General features: G+C 46.5%; 5 protein-coding genes, 1 pseudogene and 1 CRISPR repeat array. Of the genes and pseudogenes, 1 reads left to right on the top strand and 5 read right to left on the bottom strand.

Annotated features, from left to right (window positions below; all coding sequences use genetic code 11):
- Nucleotides 1-61: 61 nt before the first annotated feature.
- The 3 genes from CV014_RS20465 to CV014_RS20455 all read right to left on the bottom strand — a co-directional run bounded on the left by CV014_RS20465 (nt 62) and on the right by CV014_RS20455 (nt 16,605).
- A complete protein-coding gene (locus CV014_RS20465; protein ID WP_236143713.1) occupies nt 62-8,152 on the bottom strand; it encodes a beta strand repeat-containing protein in 8,091 nt (2,696 codons plus the stop codon).
- Nucleotides 8,143-15,303, bottom strand: a complete 7,161-nt coding sequence (locus CV014_RS20460; RefSeq protein WP_236143712.1) for a beta strand repeat-containing protein — start codon at nt 15,301-15,303, stop codon at nt 8,143-8,145. Before CV014_RS20460 ends, CV014_RS20465 begins: the two co-directional genes overlap by 10 nt.
- A 561-nt stretch (nt 15,304-15,864) precedes the next feature.
- Nucleotides 15,865-16,605, bottom strand: a complete 741-nt coding sequence (locus CV014_RS20455) for a hypothetical protein (protein WP_236143711.1) — start codon at nt 16,603-16,605, stop codon at nt 15,865-15,867.
- A 275-nt stretch (nt 16,606-16,880) separates the two neighbouring features.
- Here CV014_RS20455 and CV014_RS20450 point away from each other — a divergent pair.
- A pseudogene (locus CV014_RS20450) lies at nt 16,881-17,564 on the top strand (lysophospholipase); the annotation flags it as partial.
- Nucleotides 17,565-17,640: 76 nt separating this feature from the next.
- Here the strand turns inward: CV014_RS20450 and CV014_RS20445 are convergent.
- Together CV014_RS20445 and CV014_RS20440 are read right to left on the bottom strand one after the other, a co-directional pair.
- Nucleotides 17,641-17,802 carry a hypothetical protein gene (locus tag CV014_RS20445; RefSeq protein ID WP_236143710.1) on the bottom strand — a complete coding sequence of 54 codons (162 nt, stop codon included), beginning with the start codon at nt 17,800-17,802 and terminating at the stop codon, nt 17,641-17,643.
- 27 nt (nt 17,803-17,829) lie between these two features.
- A complete protein-coding gene (locus tag CV014_RS20440; protein WP_236143709.1) occupies nt 17,830-18,555 on the bottom strand; it encodes a peptidylprolyl isomerase in 726 nt (241 codons plus the stop codon).
- Nucleotides 18,556-18,879: 324 nt separating this feature from the next.
- Nucleotides 18,880-19,521: a CRISPR direct-repeat array (repeat unit 37 nt; unit sequence GTTTCAGTCCCCTTGCGGGGAAAAGGTTGATGGAAAC).
- Nucleotides 19,522-19,576: the final 55 nt, after the last annotated feature.

The raw sequence follows: 19,576 nt of genomic DNA, 5'->3' as shown, positions 1-19,576 counted from the left end.
AAGGATGTAGTCGTTCCTCTTGTTCTTGGTAGAGTACGTGAGTAAGTATTGCTACCAATGATCAGCCGTCCATTGCTTCCACTTTGAGCACCCCTACCCCGGAAGTATCGACTGCGGAATCACGCGCAGTTACCGTTGTGCCGTAGAGCTTGATTGTACCGCCTGCACCACCAGCACCTCGACCGCCTTCGCCGCCAGCACCGCCAAAGCCGCCTTCGCCGCCAGGGCCGCCAGTGCCGCCATTACCGCCATTACCACCGTCGATTAAACCTCCATCTTCACCAGCACCACCGTTTGTCCGCCCAGTATTCCAGTTAGCATTTGCAGTTCCAGGATTACGAGCGCTACTGTCTCGAACACCAGGTTCTTTTCCGTCGCCTCCTTGGGCCAAGAATTGAGAAAACAGTGTATTTACACGACCTTGGGCAATGATTTCAAAGGCACCACCGCCAGCACCACCATCTCCACCAGGAGTACCGTTATTACCTTCACCACCGTTACCACCATCGCCACCTCGTCCACCGTTACCTCCATTGCCACCTTGTAAACCAATAGGTACGAAGACGGCAACAAAAGAGCCTGAACCACCGCCGCCGCCGCCGCCGCCGCCGCCACCGCCGCCGCCAGCACCAGCACCGCCGCCACCGCCGCCGCCAGCACCAGCACCGCCGCCGCCTCCTCCAGAGATGGTCGAACCGCTACCGTTATTTTGACCTGATGAGCCATTACCTCCGAGCTTACCATCGCCGCCATTATCGCCTCTGCGGCCAGGGTTGCCGGGATCGCCATCACTGCCCCCTCCACCAGATGCAAAGTCTCCTGGCGCGCCACCAGTACCACCAGTGCCACGAGTACCACCATTACCGTTAGAACCAGCAGTGCCACCAGTACCACCAATGCCACCAGTACCACCACTGTTCAGTGAATTGATGCCATCGCTGCCATTACCACCGTTGTCACCTGTTTCACCGGCGGTGCTGACCTTGTTGTTACGGGTACCATTAGTACCACCGTCGCCAGTAAATCCAAAGAAACCAGTCACACCATCAGCACCAGAACCACCAGTACCGCCAGCACCGCCAGTACCGCCAGTACCGCCAGTACCGCCAGTACCGCCAGTACCACCATCACCGAACGCACCACCAGCACCACCACCTACTCCGGGTGTTCTGCCGTTGGCGGAGAAGTTGAAGTTGACATCATTACCGACGTTGACATCATTACCAGCTAGTAAGGAGAGTCCACGGCTACCTGTACCTGAGACCCTACTTCCATCGGCAAAATTGATATCCCCTGCGAAGCGGAACTGGGCAATTTTGTCATCGGTGATTACTGACGTGGAAAGTGAACTGTTGCTGACAACAGTTCCATTCACTCTAATCTGGAGGTTATCTGTATCGAAGACGATATTGCCACTCAGTTCTAAGGTGGGTATGGATGTGGTGGTAGTCGTTGGGGTGATATTGGCGAACTGTTCTCTGGCAACGATGTTGTCTATTAAAGTTGTACCCGCTTGCCAGGACACAGACTTCAATGCTACGAAACTGGTGGAGAAATTGAAGGTTTGGAAACCAGCATTACCTTGTACTGAAACTACTTGTGTGACCGTTGCCCCATTCATCGTTGTACCGGTGAAGGTGACAGACTGGGTTGTGGGTGCAGCTAGGGATAAGGAGTAAAGTGCAAAACTGGCACCTGTTGCTGATGTCAAAGTGAATCTATCGTTAGCAGCTTGAGCCTTGGCTGCTGGACTGATGGTATCGTCGCGCAGAATGGCCACAGAAGTTGCCACCGAGTTAACAATGCGGGTACTCGCAAGCTGGAAGCCTTCTTCTGTGTAGCTAGTAACGGCATTTTGCAATTTGTCGAAATCAATTACAGAGTCATAGTTGCGGAAAGTTTCAAAATCAGCAGGCTGGAGGACATTTAAACCAGATTTTAACTCGACGCGATCGCCATCAATTAAGCCTTCAATATCATTAGCCGATTCACTCACCACATTTAAGGTATCAGCCTGTGTGCCACCAATAATTCGGGTCAGTGCTGCACCCTCGGTATTAATCACGGAAATCGGTGATGTATTAGAAGCGAGTTTGGCTTCCAGGATTTCCCCATTTCTCTGTGTCCAGTCTACTGATTGGCTGGTGTTACCGCTATTGTCTACCACCAAAGTTTCCACATCTAAGTTGAGGGTCGTAAACTGGTTGTTTGTGGGTACACCATTAATAATCACGGTGACTGTATCTACACCCTGTTCACCAGAAATGTTGGTTTCTGGGCTGCCGATGCTGCGGACAGTGATGGCATCATCACCGCTACCACCTTTGAGCGTGACTACTGTGTTGGGTAAGGTGGTGTTAATCGTCAGGTTGTCATTACCTGTGCCGAGTTTAATTTCTACTTGCTCAATGGCACTAAAGGTAATATCGTCGTTTGTTACGTTCTCAATTACACCTGTATCCGCTTGTGTACCATCCCTCAGCAGTCCGCCGATCGCTGCCGCAGTTTGGCTAGAACGGTCTATAATTAACCTGTCAACGCCGCTACCTGCACCATTAATTGTCAGTGGGACATTGGCATTGAAGACTGTGATTTGATCATCACCATCACCCAGGTTGAAAGTGACGGCGGCGGTAGTATTGATGACTGTTACTTCGTCGCTGCCTCCGCCTGTATTTAAGGTGAATGGTGTGGTGGTATCGATGATAGTGAATCGGTCATTGCTGTCACTTTGGGTAATCGTCAGGTTAGCAATGTCCGCAAACTCGATGCTGCCGGGTACACCTATACCAGTAATCACATTACTGCTGAGTGTTAAATCGCTGGCGGTATTGGAGTTGACTAATAGAGTATCGTCTCCTAATCCCCCTTGCACTAGTAGGTCTGCGGCAATCTGGGGCAGTTGATTGCCGATTGTGATTGTGTCATTACCAGCACCAGTGTTGATGGTTGTCTCCGTATCAATAGCACTGACGGTGAATTGATCATCTCCATTGCCTAAATTGATCTGTATACGCTCCAAATCACTGTAGACAATACCCCGTTCTAAGTTGTTTGCGGTTTGGTCGGTTGACCCCATACCCAAACCTGTGATGCGTTTGCTGTCTATGATACCTGCATTTGCTTGGGTGTCGCCTGTATCATTGATGTTGAGGATATCAGTACCAGCCGCACCGCGAATTTCTAGCAATCCGCTAATGGCGTTGACTTGGTTGTTGCCATTGCCGACGTTAATTGTGTTTGTGCCTGCCCCTGTATGAATCAAGGTTGTTGTGTTGTCTTGGGTACTTTGAATGTTGAGTGTATCGGCATTTTTACCCAAGGATATCTGCATTGCTTCAATATCTGCATATTGAATGCCTTGATTTAAACCTAAGCCAGTAACACTGCTGTTGGTCACAGTACCAGTATTAATCTTGGTATCGGCAGAATCATCTAGTTCTATTCGGTCAGTACCCGTACCACCGCGAATAATTACCTGTCCGCGAATATTGTCAAGGAGTCCATCGGTGTTGGTTTGTGGTGTGGCTTGACTACCGACGTAAATTGTATCGTCGCCGCCACCTGTTTCAATTGTGGTGGTGACTCCGGTGTTGACGTTGCGGAGAGCGATGACATCACCATCTGCTTCACCTGTAATCTGGACGGAACTTGCGGCAATTTCTCCATTCAATTCGATGACTGTACCTTCTAAATCGGCACTACCCCAATCACCTGTAATGTTAACTGATGACTGGGCTGTGACTTTACTACTGGGTGCGAATGTCACGTTGTCACCTACTAACAGGGTGACTGAGCCACTACTTGCAGAAATCTTGCCATTGTTACCCAAGACTAAATTTTGTCCTTGACTATCTAAGTCTGGGAGTGCCAACCAGATATTGCCCGCAATTGAGGTGACATCATTAATACTTAAGTTGCCATCGATGTCACTAATGACGATATTTTGCTGTGCCAAAGCTGTGAGTCCACCCGTGATAGCAGTCGCATTCACTTCTAGGGGATTGGCATCACTACCAATACTACCGTTGAGGGCGTTGAGTTTGATTTGTTGGGCGGTGATGTCTGCGGTGGCTGTATCGTTACCATCTAGGATTGAGCCTTGGGCTTGCAGGTCAACGTTACCGTTGCTGGAGGTGGCTTGCTTGATGGTTAAGTCGTCGGCAAATTCGTTGATGAAGATGTTGTTACGGGCGATCGCACTCAGCGTACTAGACTGAGTTTGAATGCGGCTACTCGCTGTGCCGATACTGCCGTTATCAGCCTGCAACGTTAAATCTGTTGTTTCTATCTTGGCTGTGGAGTCGGAGGTAAAGATATTACCACCGTTGTTGAGGATTTGTGTAGTGCCGAAGGGATTGTCAATAAATCCGTTGAGGCTGATATCTGCGTTACTGGTATTGGTGATGGTGATGGCTGTATTGCCAGGGGTGGTTGTGGTGGTGTAGTTAAAGCCAGTCTTATTTCTGACGTTGACGGTAATATTCGTATCTAACTGCCCTGATGTATTCAGGACGCTGATATCATTGATTTTCAGGTTCTTGACTGAACGATTGGTAATGTCTACACGCTCGAATCCAGTGATAAACTCGACTGTGGCACTACCTTTAATCACCGCCACATCCGTGAGTGTGACTGGTGTGGTGCTGTCATAAGTCGATTCCCGCATCGAGAAGGTAATTGTTCCTGCCAAAGCATTGTTGTTGGTAATATCATCAACAACAATTTCCGTAGGTGTTTCCTGGACGGTGACGTTAACTCTCCGCACGACATTACCGTTAGCATCAATTTCCAGGGTAGGACTAGGCGCACCCAACATGATGATCTTCGAGTTGAAGTCAATTGTCCGGCTGAGGGATAAGGTGCGCTTTCCTATAGAGTCCCCGGTATCAATGACAGCACCGTTCTGTGCTGGGGTAGCAGCAGAACTGATGGTGGCTGGGGTGTTGGCTTCTACTAACAAACTTCTGGTAGCGATTTCCGAGCCAGCACCAGTATTCACGTTTGTGGTTGTGGTTTGGTTGGTAGTGGCGGTGGAATTGGTGTCTGCCCCTAGACCTTCTGTTGTTGCATTGCTTTGGGAATTTGTTTTGAGTTCGTCGTGTCTCGCACTAATTTTGACTTGATCTGTGCCTTTAATCTTGGCTTGGGCGGCGACATCAACTTGGGCTGTGGAGGTTGTAGTTAAGGTAGCAGTGGCGTTAGAAGTTGCACCGACGACGTAGGAAATAGCTGTAGCTGTGGGAGTAAGGTCAATTTTGGTGACAACAGCTTGCAGGGTGACGACGTTCGCACTCAAGTTCACTGCATTGCCAATATTCGTCCTAGTTTCGTCATTCAGTGTGGTGGTGATTTCTGTGCGTGTATCAGCACCTAATCCTCCGGCTTCGGCTTTGGCTTCGGGAGAATTAGCGGTGGTACTCATTTTCGCTGTTACTTCCAGATTGTTCCCTGCGGCGATCTCACTTCTGTTGCCCACTGATGCCGTAGTTTTATCATTAACACTAATGGTTGAATTGGATCTGTAGATGGGAACTCCGCCACCACCAGTATTTTTCGAGTCAGCGTCAGCTGCGTTGGTGGAATCGGCAATTAACTGGAAGTTCCCTCCGGCGTTAATGACTACATCCTCACCTACAGAGGCTTTCACCACAGAGGTGATGCTAACGTCTGATAGGGATACACCAACTGTGATTCCCGCCACTGTAAAGCCGTCAGTATTGACTGTGGCTTTGATACTAGAAGTCGCATTAACTTTGACATCACCTGTAGCGTAGATCCTGGCAGCATTGCCAATCAAAGCATTAACTTTGGTATTGAGGGTGACTTTGGCATCGTTACCTGTACCAGAACCAATACCCTCTGCTACGGCTTGGGTACTTGCCATCCATTGATTATCAAAAGGTCTAATCCGAGAATCGGCTGTGACAATTAAGCTACCAATCCTCGTTCCATCTACTTGTCCCATTTGGGTGTAGGAGTTGGCAGTGCCATCATCAATGTAGGCACTGGTTTCACCACTAATATTAATTCGGGCGATCGCCGCTCCCGCCGCTAATCCCCCTACGGCTACACCGACGTTTTCTGCCTTGATGTTGGAGCGATTAGCTGTTGCGGTAATTGATACGGCATCGGCTTGAACTACCGTTGCACCTGCATCAACATGGGCTTTTTGAGTGCTTGTGTCATTGAGGATAACTACCTGCGCTCCCAAACTCACTACACCAGCCAAACCGCCCACAGCTAGACCGTTAAAGGTTTCGCTAAAGTCTGCCACAACACTCACATCATCCCCAGCCGTAATTCTGGCATTACTACCGAGGGAAGCATCGGTAATGCTATTGACTGTTGTGACTGTGACTGAGCCACCAAGTCCAACCAAGCCAATATTTCCGCTACCAGCTGTAGTCTTAATGTTGATTTCTTCATCAGCACGGACATTGACATCGCCACCAGCGACAATCTGAGCATCAATCCGTGCCACCACTCCAGGGAGGCTATTGACCCCATTGTCTGCACCCAAAGCGACTGTCGGAGTTTTTAATTGTAAGGTGAGGGTGTGAGTACCGTCGCTATTGACAGCTTGAGTCAAGTTAATTCCATTGCCTGCGATCGCTTGTTGTCTGGTGGTAGCTAATTTGATGCGGTTGCTATCGACAACGATCACATAATAGGTTTGCCCATCAACTAAATTACCGATGGCATTAGCCGTACCTTTACGGTAAACAACGGCATCTCCAGTTACAAATCCGTGAGCAGCACCGAAGTTAATCGTATCTTGGGTGTAATCTACATCTGTCTCAGCAGTAAATCCACTATCCAAAGCGGCATTACCAGCCAGAGAATTAGCAATATTGCTGGAGGCGTTGAGTGTATCAGTCAATTTGCCCAGAGCATCACTGCTGAGTGCGCCTTCGGTGGCAAAGGCAGCCCCTACAGACCATACTGATACTGCACCTGCCAAGGCTCCAGCACCAATCGCACCACTGATTGTCAGGCTATCAATCTGTTTATAAGAAAGGGCGTAGGCTGCTACATTTTGGCTAGCGGCTACTTGACTACCACTGCTAATGTAGGCATTGACGCTATTATTCACTGTGCCAACATCCACACTGCCGCTCAGACCTACAAGACCACCAGCGAAGCCAATGGCTTTGGTTTCGGAGGTGACTTTGTTAACTGCTGCCACATTTACCGACTGTTGGTTATTAGCGTTTGTGCGGTTGGTATTGACATTAGTATTGCTACCGATGTAGGCGATGGTGTCGGAATCGATGTCTTGTACTGTGACTGCACCAGCTAAACCCAGGGATGTTCCCGCACCGCCGGCGACGACGATACTGAGGAACTTCTCACTCGATGAAGCTTGCACCGCCACTCCGTTAAAACTGCTAGTGGTACTAAATGTACCACCACTGCCATCACCGTTATAAATGCCAGTGATCGCCGCAATATTACCTTTGGCATCAATCGTGCTGTAATCGCCGATATAGGCTTGGGTGTTCTTGTTAATCACTGACACCCCGACTGAGCCACCAATACCTGCTGTTGCAATGCCGATACCTAAACCACCAGTACCATTAGTCACAGTGGTGGTGTCATCAGCAAATACGAGAATGTTTCCTCCAGCGATCGCTGTTGCCCCTTGTCCGTCTTGGGCATCGCTATCGCCAATATAAGCCAGGGTGGTGTTATTCAAGGAAATAACGGTCACTGCACCACCTACAGCTACCACTCCCCCACCTGCTACTCCTACTGCCACTGTCAAGATATCTTCTGTAGCGATCGCCTTGACGGTAATATCGCGGTCGGCATTGAGGACTGAGCCATCATCAACGTAGGCTAAGGTGGTGTTTTCCACTACCAGCACATTAGCCCCTGGTGTAACGGCTGTTACTCCAGCGACACTCACGGCGGCAACGATGCCTAAGTGATGGAAGTCATTACCTGCTGCTACTAAAATCGATGGTTCGTCAGCTAGCACACTTAAGTTATTGTTGGCTGTTACCGTTGCCCCATCGTCAATATATGCGGCGGTGTTATTGGTGAGAATATTGACTGCGCCGCCAATATTCACGGCTACCGACCCAGATGAACCGCCACTAGCGGCGACTCCTAAGATGTTGTCGGTATTAATTGCTGTTACTGCCACACCACGATAATTCTGTTGGGTGGTGGCAGTGGCAGTGCGATCGGGAATGGGGTAATGCTGTGGGCTGTGCCTGTAGCGGTGCTGGGGTCAAGGTCGATGGCAATCCCTGCATTGGCGTTGGCTTTGCTGCTGGCTAGTTTAATGGCATTGTTATTGAGTTTGATGACGTAGTAGGTTTGACCATTGACCAATTTATCTGCACCCGCTACACCAATGCTGCTACCGCCACCGTTACTGTAAATTACTGCCTGTCCAGTCACTAAGGAACTAGCATTGAGGGTAATTGTATCGGCGCTGCCATTGATAGCGCTGGCAGGATTAAATTCTGTGGTGGTGATCTTAGGTAGAGCTGCGTTAGTTGCGGGGTCGTTAGGATTGACGCTGGTTGCAGGTAGAGTTGTACTAGTGTTAAAGTTACCAGTATTTACAGTAATTCCACTAGTTAAACCCTTGGCTGCCACGATCGCCCCGGCACCGATGAAGGCTTGTGTATTCTTATTAATGACTGGCACAATCACCGATGCGCCGACGCTGGCTGCGCCACCCGCACTCAGACTACCAGCAATAGTATCAAGGTCGGTATGTTCTTCGGCGGAGATGACAATAGTACCATCGGCGTTGATCACTGCCCCACCAGGGGAGACAAAGGCTTTGGTTGTGACGTTTAATACTTGTACACCGACGGCTCCGGCTAACCCAATGCTACCGCCACCAACGGCCGCCGCCGCTACTGCTAGGAGGTCTTCTTGCGATCGTGCGCTGACTTGGATGTTGCCTTTAGCATTCACCAGGGATGCACCAATATAAGCTTCGGTAGTCTTGGTAATGGTTCTCTGTTCTACACCTGCACCAATCCCATTTACACCGCCGCCGCCTAATGCCCCAGCTACAACTAGGAGTTTGGTCTGATCGACTGCCAAAACATTGATTGATTGTCTAGCATCGGCGTTACCGTTGTTGGCATTGATAGTGGCGTTGTCACCAATGAAAGCGGTGGTAGTTTCATTGAGAATTACCACAGGTACGGAACCAGCAATAGCTGTGATTCCGGCACTTGCACCCGCTACAGCAATCACCAGAATATCTTCTGTAGAAGTGGCGGTGACGGAAAGACCACGCATCGATTGAGTTGCACCATTATATCCGGCTGGGGCGATGAAACTACTACCTAGTCCCAAGGCGGTGACTTTGGCAAAGTTACCGATATTAGCTGTAACTGTATCTGACCGTACCAGCACGGCAATACTAGCACCAAGGCCTTCGCCGAGAGATAGTGCGCCACTCCCCACACCCATCTCGATATCTGCATCGCTATTGGCAGACACGACGATATTACCTTGGGCAGATGCTTGAGCGCGATCGCCAATGTAGGCATTGACGTTATTGATTTCGCTGACTACACCAAATGAGCCGCTAACCCCTGTATTACCACCACCAGCAATCCCGGCATCCACTACTCTCAGGAACAAGTTATCATCAGCTGCCACTGTAATATCTTGTCCGGCTGTGACTTGGGCATCATTGGCAATAAAAGCTGTGGTCGTATTATTCAAGACGAGGACAGAAACCGAGCCTTGAGCGGATACAGCTGCTAAGTTTAAGTTTACTGCCGCCGTCACAGTATAAGATTGCACCGACTGCTGAGTATTAGCTTGAATTGTAATGTCGTTTTCTGCATCAACTACAGCAAAAGCTCCGATGTGAGCATCAACCTTAGCCGTCAAAATCTGGGTGTCTACTGATGCCCCAATTGCTGCTGAACCGCCAGAAGTACCGGAGATCCCACCAGCTACGCCCAGGATACTTGCGTCGTAGTTGGCTGTGACTGTCACTGACTGGTCTGTATCTGCTGCTTTGCTGCCTTGGTTGATTTTTGCCCCAGTCGCGGCGTTGGTTGCACCATCCCCAATATAGGCGGCAACGGTGGTGTCGTTGGTGTGGACGGCTACAGAACCAATGCCTGTGCTACCTTCTCCTAAACTGATGGCACTGGTGGCACTAGCAAGGTTAATAGTATCAACAACGTTGGCTTTCACTGCCAGTCCATCTACATCTACTCGTTTGCTGGCGCGGTCTAGGCGGTGAGTAACTCCTATAGTGCCGAAGTTAAATGTCAGAGGTACATAAGGCACGATGGTCAGATCAATCTCATTCGTCCCCGCCAGGGCATCCACACGGGTTTTAGTTAATTTAACTTTGTTGGCATTGCTACTATCAACGATTACGTAGTAGATTCTGCGGTCTTCCAATCCGCCAATATTACCACCACCACCATTGTCATAGATGACAGCATCACCAGTTACGAGTCCATGTCCTGCACCCAAATCAATTGTGTTGTTAGCTTCGTCTACGGCAGCCGGAACACTGATGTTCGGATCTCCTTTGGGATTGAAGGTGCGTCCAACCTCATAATCTCCTGTGAAGATGGGATTGTTCCCCAAGGCATAGGCATCAACTCTGGTTTCATCAGCGATGTAGGCTTTGACATTGCGAATAATATTGATATTCCCTATGGAACCCCCAAAACCGTTACCTTGACCAACAGTTGCGCCACCGGCGATGACTGTGACGTTGGGGGGTGTGGTGCCGACAGGACGGTTGCGATCGCCTATATTCGTAATATCCTGAGCTTCAACTAAAATATTTTGGTCAGCACTAACTACTGCACCACGATCAATGTAAGCAAAAACATTAGTGGTGAGATTTTGGCTCGTTGCCTGACCGACTAAGCCGAGGCTTTCGGAACCAGCAACTAGACTAGCCGCCACGGAGACAATTTCTTCCAGGGTTAATGCCTGCACATCCAAATTCCCCGTCAAAGTCACCGCCGCATTTTTACCAATATAGGCGGAGACATTGCGATTAATGATACTAACATCAACGGCTGCACCAACACCCACTTTAGTTCCAGGCAAAGCCCCTGATATCGCCCCAGCCACCGCCGTAACGGGCAGAATATCTTTGGCTTCTACACTGACATCACCGGTTGCTGTCAAGGTTGTATTATCGCCTAAAGCTGCAACCAGAGTCGTATCGATGAAGTTGAGATTAACTGAGCCAGCGACGGCAGCTGTTCCCTTCGGTGCGGTTGCCCCAACACCGGCGGTAATTGACAAATAGAAGTCCCGGTTGCTGGCCAGCACGTCTACGTTGCGGGCTGTGATGCTGGCTTTATTCGTAAAGGCGCGAACATCACGATCCAGGTCGTTAAGGGTAAATGAACCAGCTAAAGCACCGCCTCCATCACCTTTGCTCAGTTCAGCAGCTGCGGCAGTGGCGATCGCTAACATTAAGGGAGCATCATTAATTGCTTGAATAGTGAGGTCTCCACCTGCATTGACGGTAACATCGTCACTAATGAAAGCATAGGTCGTAGCGTTGACATCATTAATTGATACATTTCCCGCAATGCCAAGACCTGTCTTGTTTGAAATTGTATTCAGAAAAGATGCCCCATTGGTCAGGAACCCTGCCCCTTGAGTTTTAGTAGCACCTGGTAGTTTAGACCCGCCAGGAATTTTATCCGTTAGTGAGGCAGTCGTTCCCAGGACTATATCGCTGTCTTTTGGAGTTTTTGGAGGGGGAGCAGGTTCCTTAGGCTCGGAGAGTGCCGCAGTCAGTGCCACACTGATTAACCGTTCCCTGGAGAAGGCTTCCACACTTACGTCTTTCCCGGCTGTCACCAACCCAGTACCAGTAATTCCCGTATCATCGTCACCTGTGGAGTTGCCAATATATGCCTTGGTGACATTGTTAACTTGATTGATGCCGACAGAACCAGCTGCTGCCACTTCTGCGCCCCGTATCAGCGTAACGCCAACGTTAATACCCAACATATCGTTATCGGCGTTGACAACCACATTCTGATTTGTTGTTACCCTAGCTTTGTCTTCAATGTAGGCTAGTGCGGTATTCTGGAAATCATTAATGGCAACTGCTCCCGCCACCCCAATATCTGTGGCTTTGCCTCCCGCTTCAACAATATTGAGGATAAAACTGCGGGTATTAGCCTTAACTACTATATCTCCAGCCTCGCCATCGACTACTGCGCCATCGTCAATAAATGCTTTGGCTGTATTAATCAAGGTAATATCGTTATAAGTGCCGCCAACAGCACTGCCCTGGCTACTAACCCCTCCCGGAAGCGGAATTCCATTAGAGGCAAGACCAGCCGTGTTAACAGTTTCGCTCCAAGCATTAGCTGCGATGTTTACGCCTTGTTTACCTGTAACTTGCGCTTCTTGACCAATATACGCATTAGCTAGATTAGCCGCCTTGAGAATATTACCCGTAGCAGAAACAGCCAACAGTCCTGGATTGCCAAAATCTTTATCACCTGCTTGGGCGGTAGCTTCAGCAAAAGTAGTAGCAATCTTATTAGGTACTGCTTTTCTATAGGGTAGGATTATAGCCAGAGCCGTTAAACCGGTATTAATTATTTGCTGGGTCGCACTAATGGGATTTGACGAAAAAGACGGAATAGTGGGACGGAAGTTAGCGAAAGCTTGCAAATCATTGTCTACATCAATTTGATTAGGGACAATGGCATCGGCGGATACGGTGACAGCACCTGTAGCGTTGACTTGGGCATTTTTATCAATGAAAGCGTTGGCAACATTAGAATAATCAGCGTAGGCAACTGCCCCACCAAGACTCACCAATGTAGCTGACTTGCCACCACCAATGGCGACAGACTTGAAATTATCCTCTGCCCTAGAAGTTACTTTGAGGTCTTTGGCAATGGTTAGGTCAGCTGTACTGCCGATCTGTGCGTTGGCTTGATTAATTCCTTGAGACCAAGATACCCCGGCGGATAAACCGAACGCTCCAGGGCTGCGAATGCCAAGGGCTTGGGTGGCTCCATTGATCTTGCTATCAAGACCAGGAATTGCCGGGCCTTTGTTTTTAACACTCACCTTAGTAAAGGTATCGTGAGTGATGTTAATTGATTTGGCATCAACAGCTAGGTCGCCTTGTGTTGTTGTTACCTTACCCTTGACTATGGCGTTGCTGTAAGATTCAGTCTCACTTACGGCCACGCCGATGGCTGTTGCTCCTAGAGGGCTAGCACTGGGAAAGAGAACTTTATCGGTTGAAGTGACGATGAAATTATTGTTACTGCTGGCATTTACTTGAGCATTTCCAGCTGTAACAATTGTACCTTCTTCCAAAAGGGCTAGGGACTCAGAATAACCTTTACCGTAGGTAACAACCGCAGAAGGCCCAGGAAATTTGATAAATTTGCCCCCTTTTTTAGAAGGTGGTTTCAGCAAACCAGAGACGACAGAAGTAGTCAAATTCATGTTGTTGGTAACAAAAGCATCGAGATTGAATCTGTTACCTGCGGTAATATTCGCACCAGTTTTGACAATAGACCTGGCGATCGCATCGGATGTACCATAGGTCAACCCAGCAATTAAACTGCTCGTTGCCATGAAAATATCTGACACAGCACCAGAATTGATGCTGACATTATTACTGGCATTAATAATTGCCCCAGAGCCGATGGTAATTTCGCTAGTGGCTTTAGATAAAAAGACCTGGAAACCTAAACCAATAAAATCGAATATTTTCGTTGTTGCCAAGGTTTCTAGGAAACTATTTTGTAGCCCTGCTGCTGTAAAAGAAGTTGTAGAAATTTGATTACCCGCCGAATCTACTGCTACCAAAGGTATGTCTTGCAGTGGGACCTCGGTAATTACTTCCTCAACTAAAATGGGTACTAAGGTGACTGTAGGATCGTATATTTGAGCAGTTAGTGTATCAGTGTCAGCCAAAGTAATTGTATCGTTGGTGACTGCCTTGATCTGATACTCCCCATCATTCAAACCCTGTGGGCTATCTTGTATAACAATTGTTTGTCCTACCTGAAAGCCATCAGCAATCCAAGAGCCGTTCAAGCGTTTGATAGTCGATCCTGTTGTTTCACTAAAGGCGAACTCTAACTTAGGATTACCAGTTAACGCTGCCACTACCTGACCAGACACTAAACCCGCTAATCCTGCTTCATCAACTTCAAATCCCGCAAATTTACTGGTAGTAGCACTGGTGAGAATATCAACGTTTTTACCTTTTAATGTGGCTTGACCAACATTAATACTGGCTGCGGAGTTGCGGTCTTTAAAGAAAGGTGTAACCGATTCCCAAGTCAAATCGAAACCAGAATCAACCTGCAAGCGGAGATCACCTGTGGTGGTTTCCAAAGTGACATTATCAGCAACGTTAATGGTATTGATGGCATCGAAGGTGATATTCCCCGATGTCACATTCACATTACTCTGGACATTGATTGTCCCGGCATTAGCAATCTTGAAAGCAGCATTAAAACCAGGGTCGAGAGATTCGACAATCACCGTATCACCAGCCCCGCCAGCATTGAGGGTAAATGAGGTGGCAGGATTGGTCAAAATATGGGTTTCGATCCCTGGACTTTCAACAATGAATTGACCATCATTGGGATCACCATTGTCTTTGATGCGGATGGTATTATTTGAGCCTGTAACGTTAACCGCCAGTTCTGCTACACCAGCAACAATGATTGGTTCCAACCCATCGTAGGTAAAGGTCGCACCATCTACTTGGATACTTCCCGAATTTGGCCCTGTACCTGTAAACACCCCAGACTGATAGTTACTTTCAAACACCAAAGTGTCATAACCAGCATTACCTCCGTGCATTAGCCCACTTAATCTTCCACCTGAACTAACAACGAAGGTATCCTGATTATTGTCTGCACCTGTCAGGTTTTCAACACCACTGTATTCGACTACAGTTGACATTTTCCCAGAATCATTTCCGGTAATATTCCAGGTAGTATCTGCACTTGAACCAAACAGGGTGTCATTCCCCTCGCCACCCACAAACATCAAACTACCACTCACACCCGTGAGGGCATCAACTAAGGAAACATCTACATCAAGAGAGTCATTGCCTCCTCTCAAGTCAACCGTGATGCGGGTGGCTGATGAGAAGGTAAAATTTTCAACGGCAGTGAAATTCGCTCCATCTGTGCTGTACGCTAACAAGTTGTTGGCATTAACCCGCAAGAATAAATGATCCCCGTGGTTACTACCAGCAAATGTCACCGCATCTGGAAAAGGATTTAAAGGATCTCCACTGCTAGTAAAAAGACTGATATTTGTGACTTCCATTGTTTTCTCTGGTGATAGTACGTTAGGGGGTTAATTAGTGGACATTCACTGTCTCTTAAGATTTAAATCAGGTAGCTCTACTGCCCTAAATAGGGGCTTTATAATAGCTGAGTTACCTAATCTCACATTAAAATAGCGATACTTAACATCCTTATTTCATGATGCTCTTGTGGGTGCTTTACTTAGAATTTTTTAATTAGCAAAATTTGTAAAATTTACTACAAAATTTAACTTTTGGTAAAAAATCAGCAAAGACGAGTTTTTTACTTAATTAGCAAATATAAGGGAAACACAATTTTACTGAAGCTAGCGTAGCAATGATATGGCATCAATGCTTAAGCTTTTTGATATTGCTCGGAATAGAAAGTACCATAAATCCCTGTCTTGAGGACGTTGTAGGTAATACTTTTTAATACTTCTACTACAGGCGGTCAATGTTGATCTCACAGGCGAACTACTAGTAGGGTGTGTCAGTATGAAATTTATTTTGAATAGTTTAAGTTTTTTCACACTGACACATCCGGCATTTGGGATATTTTTTGATATCAAAATTATTTAGGACTAGGATATCAATAAATCAGATGACTCTGCTTCTGATTGTGGCGCATCTTGCACAACAATTCCAGATTGCAAAAATTTGCTATTAATGATATCTTGATATGTCTCCAATGCTGGTTGCCAATTATCTATTAACTGATGCAAAGATTGTAGCTGTTCCTCTTTATTATTACCTTCGATGCCATAGCTCAAGTTACCTGAAAATAAGACAATTGGAACCGTTTCTTCTTCAGTTATGTAGAGTTTGCCTTCATTAATATTTAAGTTAAGTTGCCCTTGTTCGAGGGTAAAACCTAATTGGAGTGATACTTGGACGGGGGCATTCCCAACTTCTTGCCAAGGCGCAGGTGCTAGTAAAGATTGCAGATATTTGCGGATGTCGCCTTCTGTATCTGCTTGCGTTTCTGTGATGTAACCTCTCAAATCTATGCCTAATGCTTGATAATCTGAGTTAGGTAAGGCTTGAATGTATCTGTGAGCAATTGCTGGTATCTGAATTTCTGCAATATCTTTAGAGCCAATTACTTCTAAAAAACTCAACATACCTTGTTGAGCAGTAATACTCACGCCGTTACGAAAGATCACTTGAGAACCTTGGTTACTCACAAGCGGTTCTCTTGCTAGTTCCCAATCTAAGGGAATGATATTACCATACTTGAGAAAGTCATAGGTAAGAATACTACAATTATAATTTTTAACTGCGATCACAATCCCTAAATTTTGGAGAGTCAACACTTTTTTCATCTACTACCTCACGTACCCTTGTTCAAAATAATTGATTTAAGATGAGACTAGAAATCAGTATAATTTTTCTTTCTCGGAAAATTATATTGACTTCTGCTGTATCTTTTATTTATATAGTCTGATTTGGTTTATTACTGACAAATAATTAAGTTTAAAGTGGTATTTTTTTTAACTCAATTGTTTATTTGTAGCAACTTTAATACCTTGAGATATAGGTTATCATAAATAACTAAATCTACAAAATTGCTCAAAGATTAAAATTTTATACAGTTTATAAACAATATGCTATCTATAGTTTAGACCTGCGGGGACATGGGCGATCGCCTGGGGTGCGTGGTCATATTAACAGTTGGACTGAACTCCGCGAAGATTTGAAGGCTTTTCTGGAATTAATTGCTACCCAACAGCCGCAAATTCCCCTATTTCTTTTAGGTCATAGTTTCGGCGGCGTGATAGTTTTGGACTATGTTTTGCATTATCCCCAAACAATTGCCGCATTAAAAAGCGTAATTACCATAGCACCAGCCCTGGGTAAAGTTGGTGTATCGAAATTTCGCTTACTATTAGGCAAATTACTCTCACAAATTTGGCCAAGTTTCACCCTAAACACCGGACTAGATGTAGCAGCAGGTTCAAGGGACGAGAAAGCATTGGTTATCTACGCACAAGATACCCTACGTCATACCCGTGCGAGTGCGCGTTTATCTACAGAATATTTAGCCACAGTTAATTGGATTTATCATCATGCACCAGAGTGGAAAATCCCGTTATTAATTCTTCACGGTGGTGCGGATAGAGTGGTATTACCTGAAGGTAGCGAAACATTTTATCAGCTTGTCCCTTATCCAGATAAGCTGCGAATTGAATACCCAGGCGCATATCACGAATTACAAGATGATTTGAATTATCTGGAAGTATTAACTGATTTAGAAAATTGGTTAGAGAGGCATTTTATTTAGTCATTAGTCATTAGTCAATAGTCATTAGTCAATAGTCATTAGGGAACAGGGAACAGGGAACAGGGAACAGTTTTTCTCATCTCCTACCTTGTCTACCTTGTCTACCTTCCAATCCCCAGTCCCCAGCCCCCAGTCCCCAGTCCCCAGTCCCCAGTCCCCAGTCCCCAGTCCCCAGTCCCCAGTCCCCAGTCCCCAGTCCCCAGTCCCCAATCCCCAATCCCCAGTCCCCAATCCCCAATCCCCAGTCCCTTCCTCACCACATAACTTAACTTGGAATTACTTTAACTTGCTTTTGTTGTTCTTGTAACCAGGTTTCAAATAGTTCATTTAATAAACGTGCTTTCATGGGTTCATCTAGTTGGGCGGGGATGAATTTTTCTACTCGCACAATGACTAGCCATTCACTAATACGGGCTGGTGGTGAGATTTTTCCTGGTTGACAATTACTTAATAGTTGTACCATTGCTGGGTGTAGTGTGCTGAATTCCACTGGCCCTACTAATCCGCCGGTTTGGGCTTCTGGGCCTTTGGAATATTTCTGTGCTACATCTGCAAAGGACTGTTCGTTGGCTTGGAGGCGAAAGTATAGTTCTTGGGCTAATCCTGGATCTTGAGTTCTGAGTAAGGAATAAATGACTTTATCTAATTTTCCTTTCATTTGAAAGAAATAAGATTCTAGTTTGTTACCCCAAGTGAGTTGTTTAAATTTTTCTAGTTTGATTTTACGAGAAATCAGATTATCTAGTTGTTCGGAAGTTAACCCTTGTTGCGTCATCCATGCTTGAATTTCTGCTGGTTGGGTTAACTGTCTTTCAGCATAAAAACGCTGTTTAGCTTGGGCGACTTCTTCAGGATTACACTCTACATTTACTATCGCTTCGTCAATAATTATTTCCCGTAGCAGTTGGGGTAGTAATTGATAATTAGCTAGTAAGGGGATAATTTCGCTAGCTTCGATTTTGCGATCGCCGACTTGCAGCACTTGAGTCATGGTAAATTGATTTTGGCTCTTGGGGTAATTAATCCTGAGTCAGTATTCTGCACATTAGTTATGCTATGACTCTTTAATTTACAGTAAATAGCAAAATTTGCCCATTTATGTAAAGTTTTCTACAATACTATATCTGTAAATTTATATTCTCGATTTTTTAGTCCCCTGGCGGGGAAATTGTGTTTGGAAATAAGTACCAATCTTTGGGGTTATTTATTGGACTTCTTGAATAAATAATTTTTTTGTTTCGCGCAAAGGCGCAAAGTCGCAAAGAAGGACGCTAGGATAATGACTTTTGCAAGAGTTATGTTGTATTGTTTTTGGCTTTTAATCCCCTTGCGGGTAAATGGTTAATGGAAACCATCCTTTCTATATAATGATGTCTAGGAATAAATTATAGTGTTTCAGTCCCCTTGCGGGGAAATGGTTGATGGAAACTAAATATTGAAAAGAAAAGCATCAGAAACAGTAGGGAGTTTCAGTCCCCTTGCGGGGAAAAGGTTGATGGAAACCGTCGTAGACTGCCCAGGTGGCGGCGTGTGTTCCGCCGTTTCAGTCCCCTTGCGGGGAAAAGGTTGATGGAAACCGTGGGAAGTTTGAATTGATAGTGGCGTTTGATTCTGGTTTCAGTCCCCTTGCGGGGAAAAGGTTGATGGAAACACTATATAGGCGATCGCCTCCGTCAGCGCGGTTTTAGTGGTTTCAGTCCCCTTGCGGGGAAAAGGTTGATGGAAACGTTGGCTTTGTGCCGTCAGCGATCGCCTGTATTTCTTCCTGTTTCAGTCCCCTTGCGGGGAAAAGGTTGATGGAAACTTGCTAGTATTATTTGAATAGCTAAAAGTGCATCCTCAAAGGTTTCAGTCCCCTTGCGGGGAAAAGGTTGATGGAAACAATAAACAGATACGAGGAGGCAATAAACACAATATTTTGTTTCAGTCCCCTTGCGGGGAAAAGGTTGATGGAAACCCAAACAGAACACCTGCACGACAAAGATGTAGCAATTATGTTTCAGTCCCCTTGC

Source organism: Nostoc sp. CMAA1605 (assembly GCF_021596505.1).
Taxonomy (GTDB): Bacteria; Cyanobacteriota; Cyanobacteriia; order Cyanobacteriales; family Nostocaceae; genus Trichormus.
This window is presented reverse-complemented; position numbering and strand designations above follow the sequence as displayed.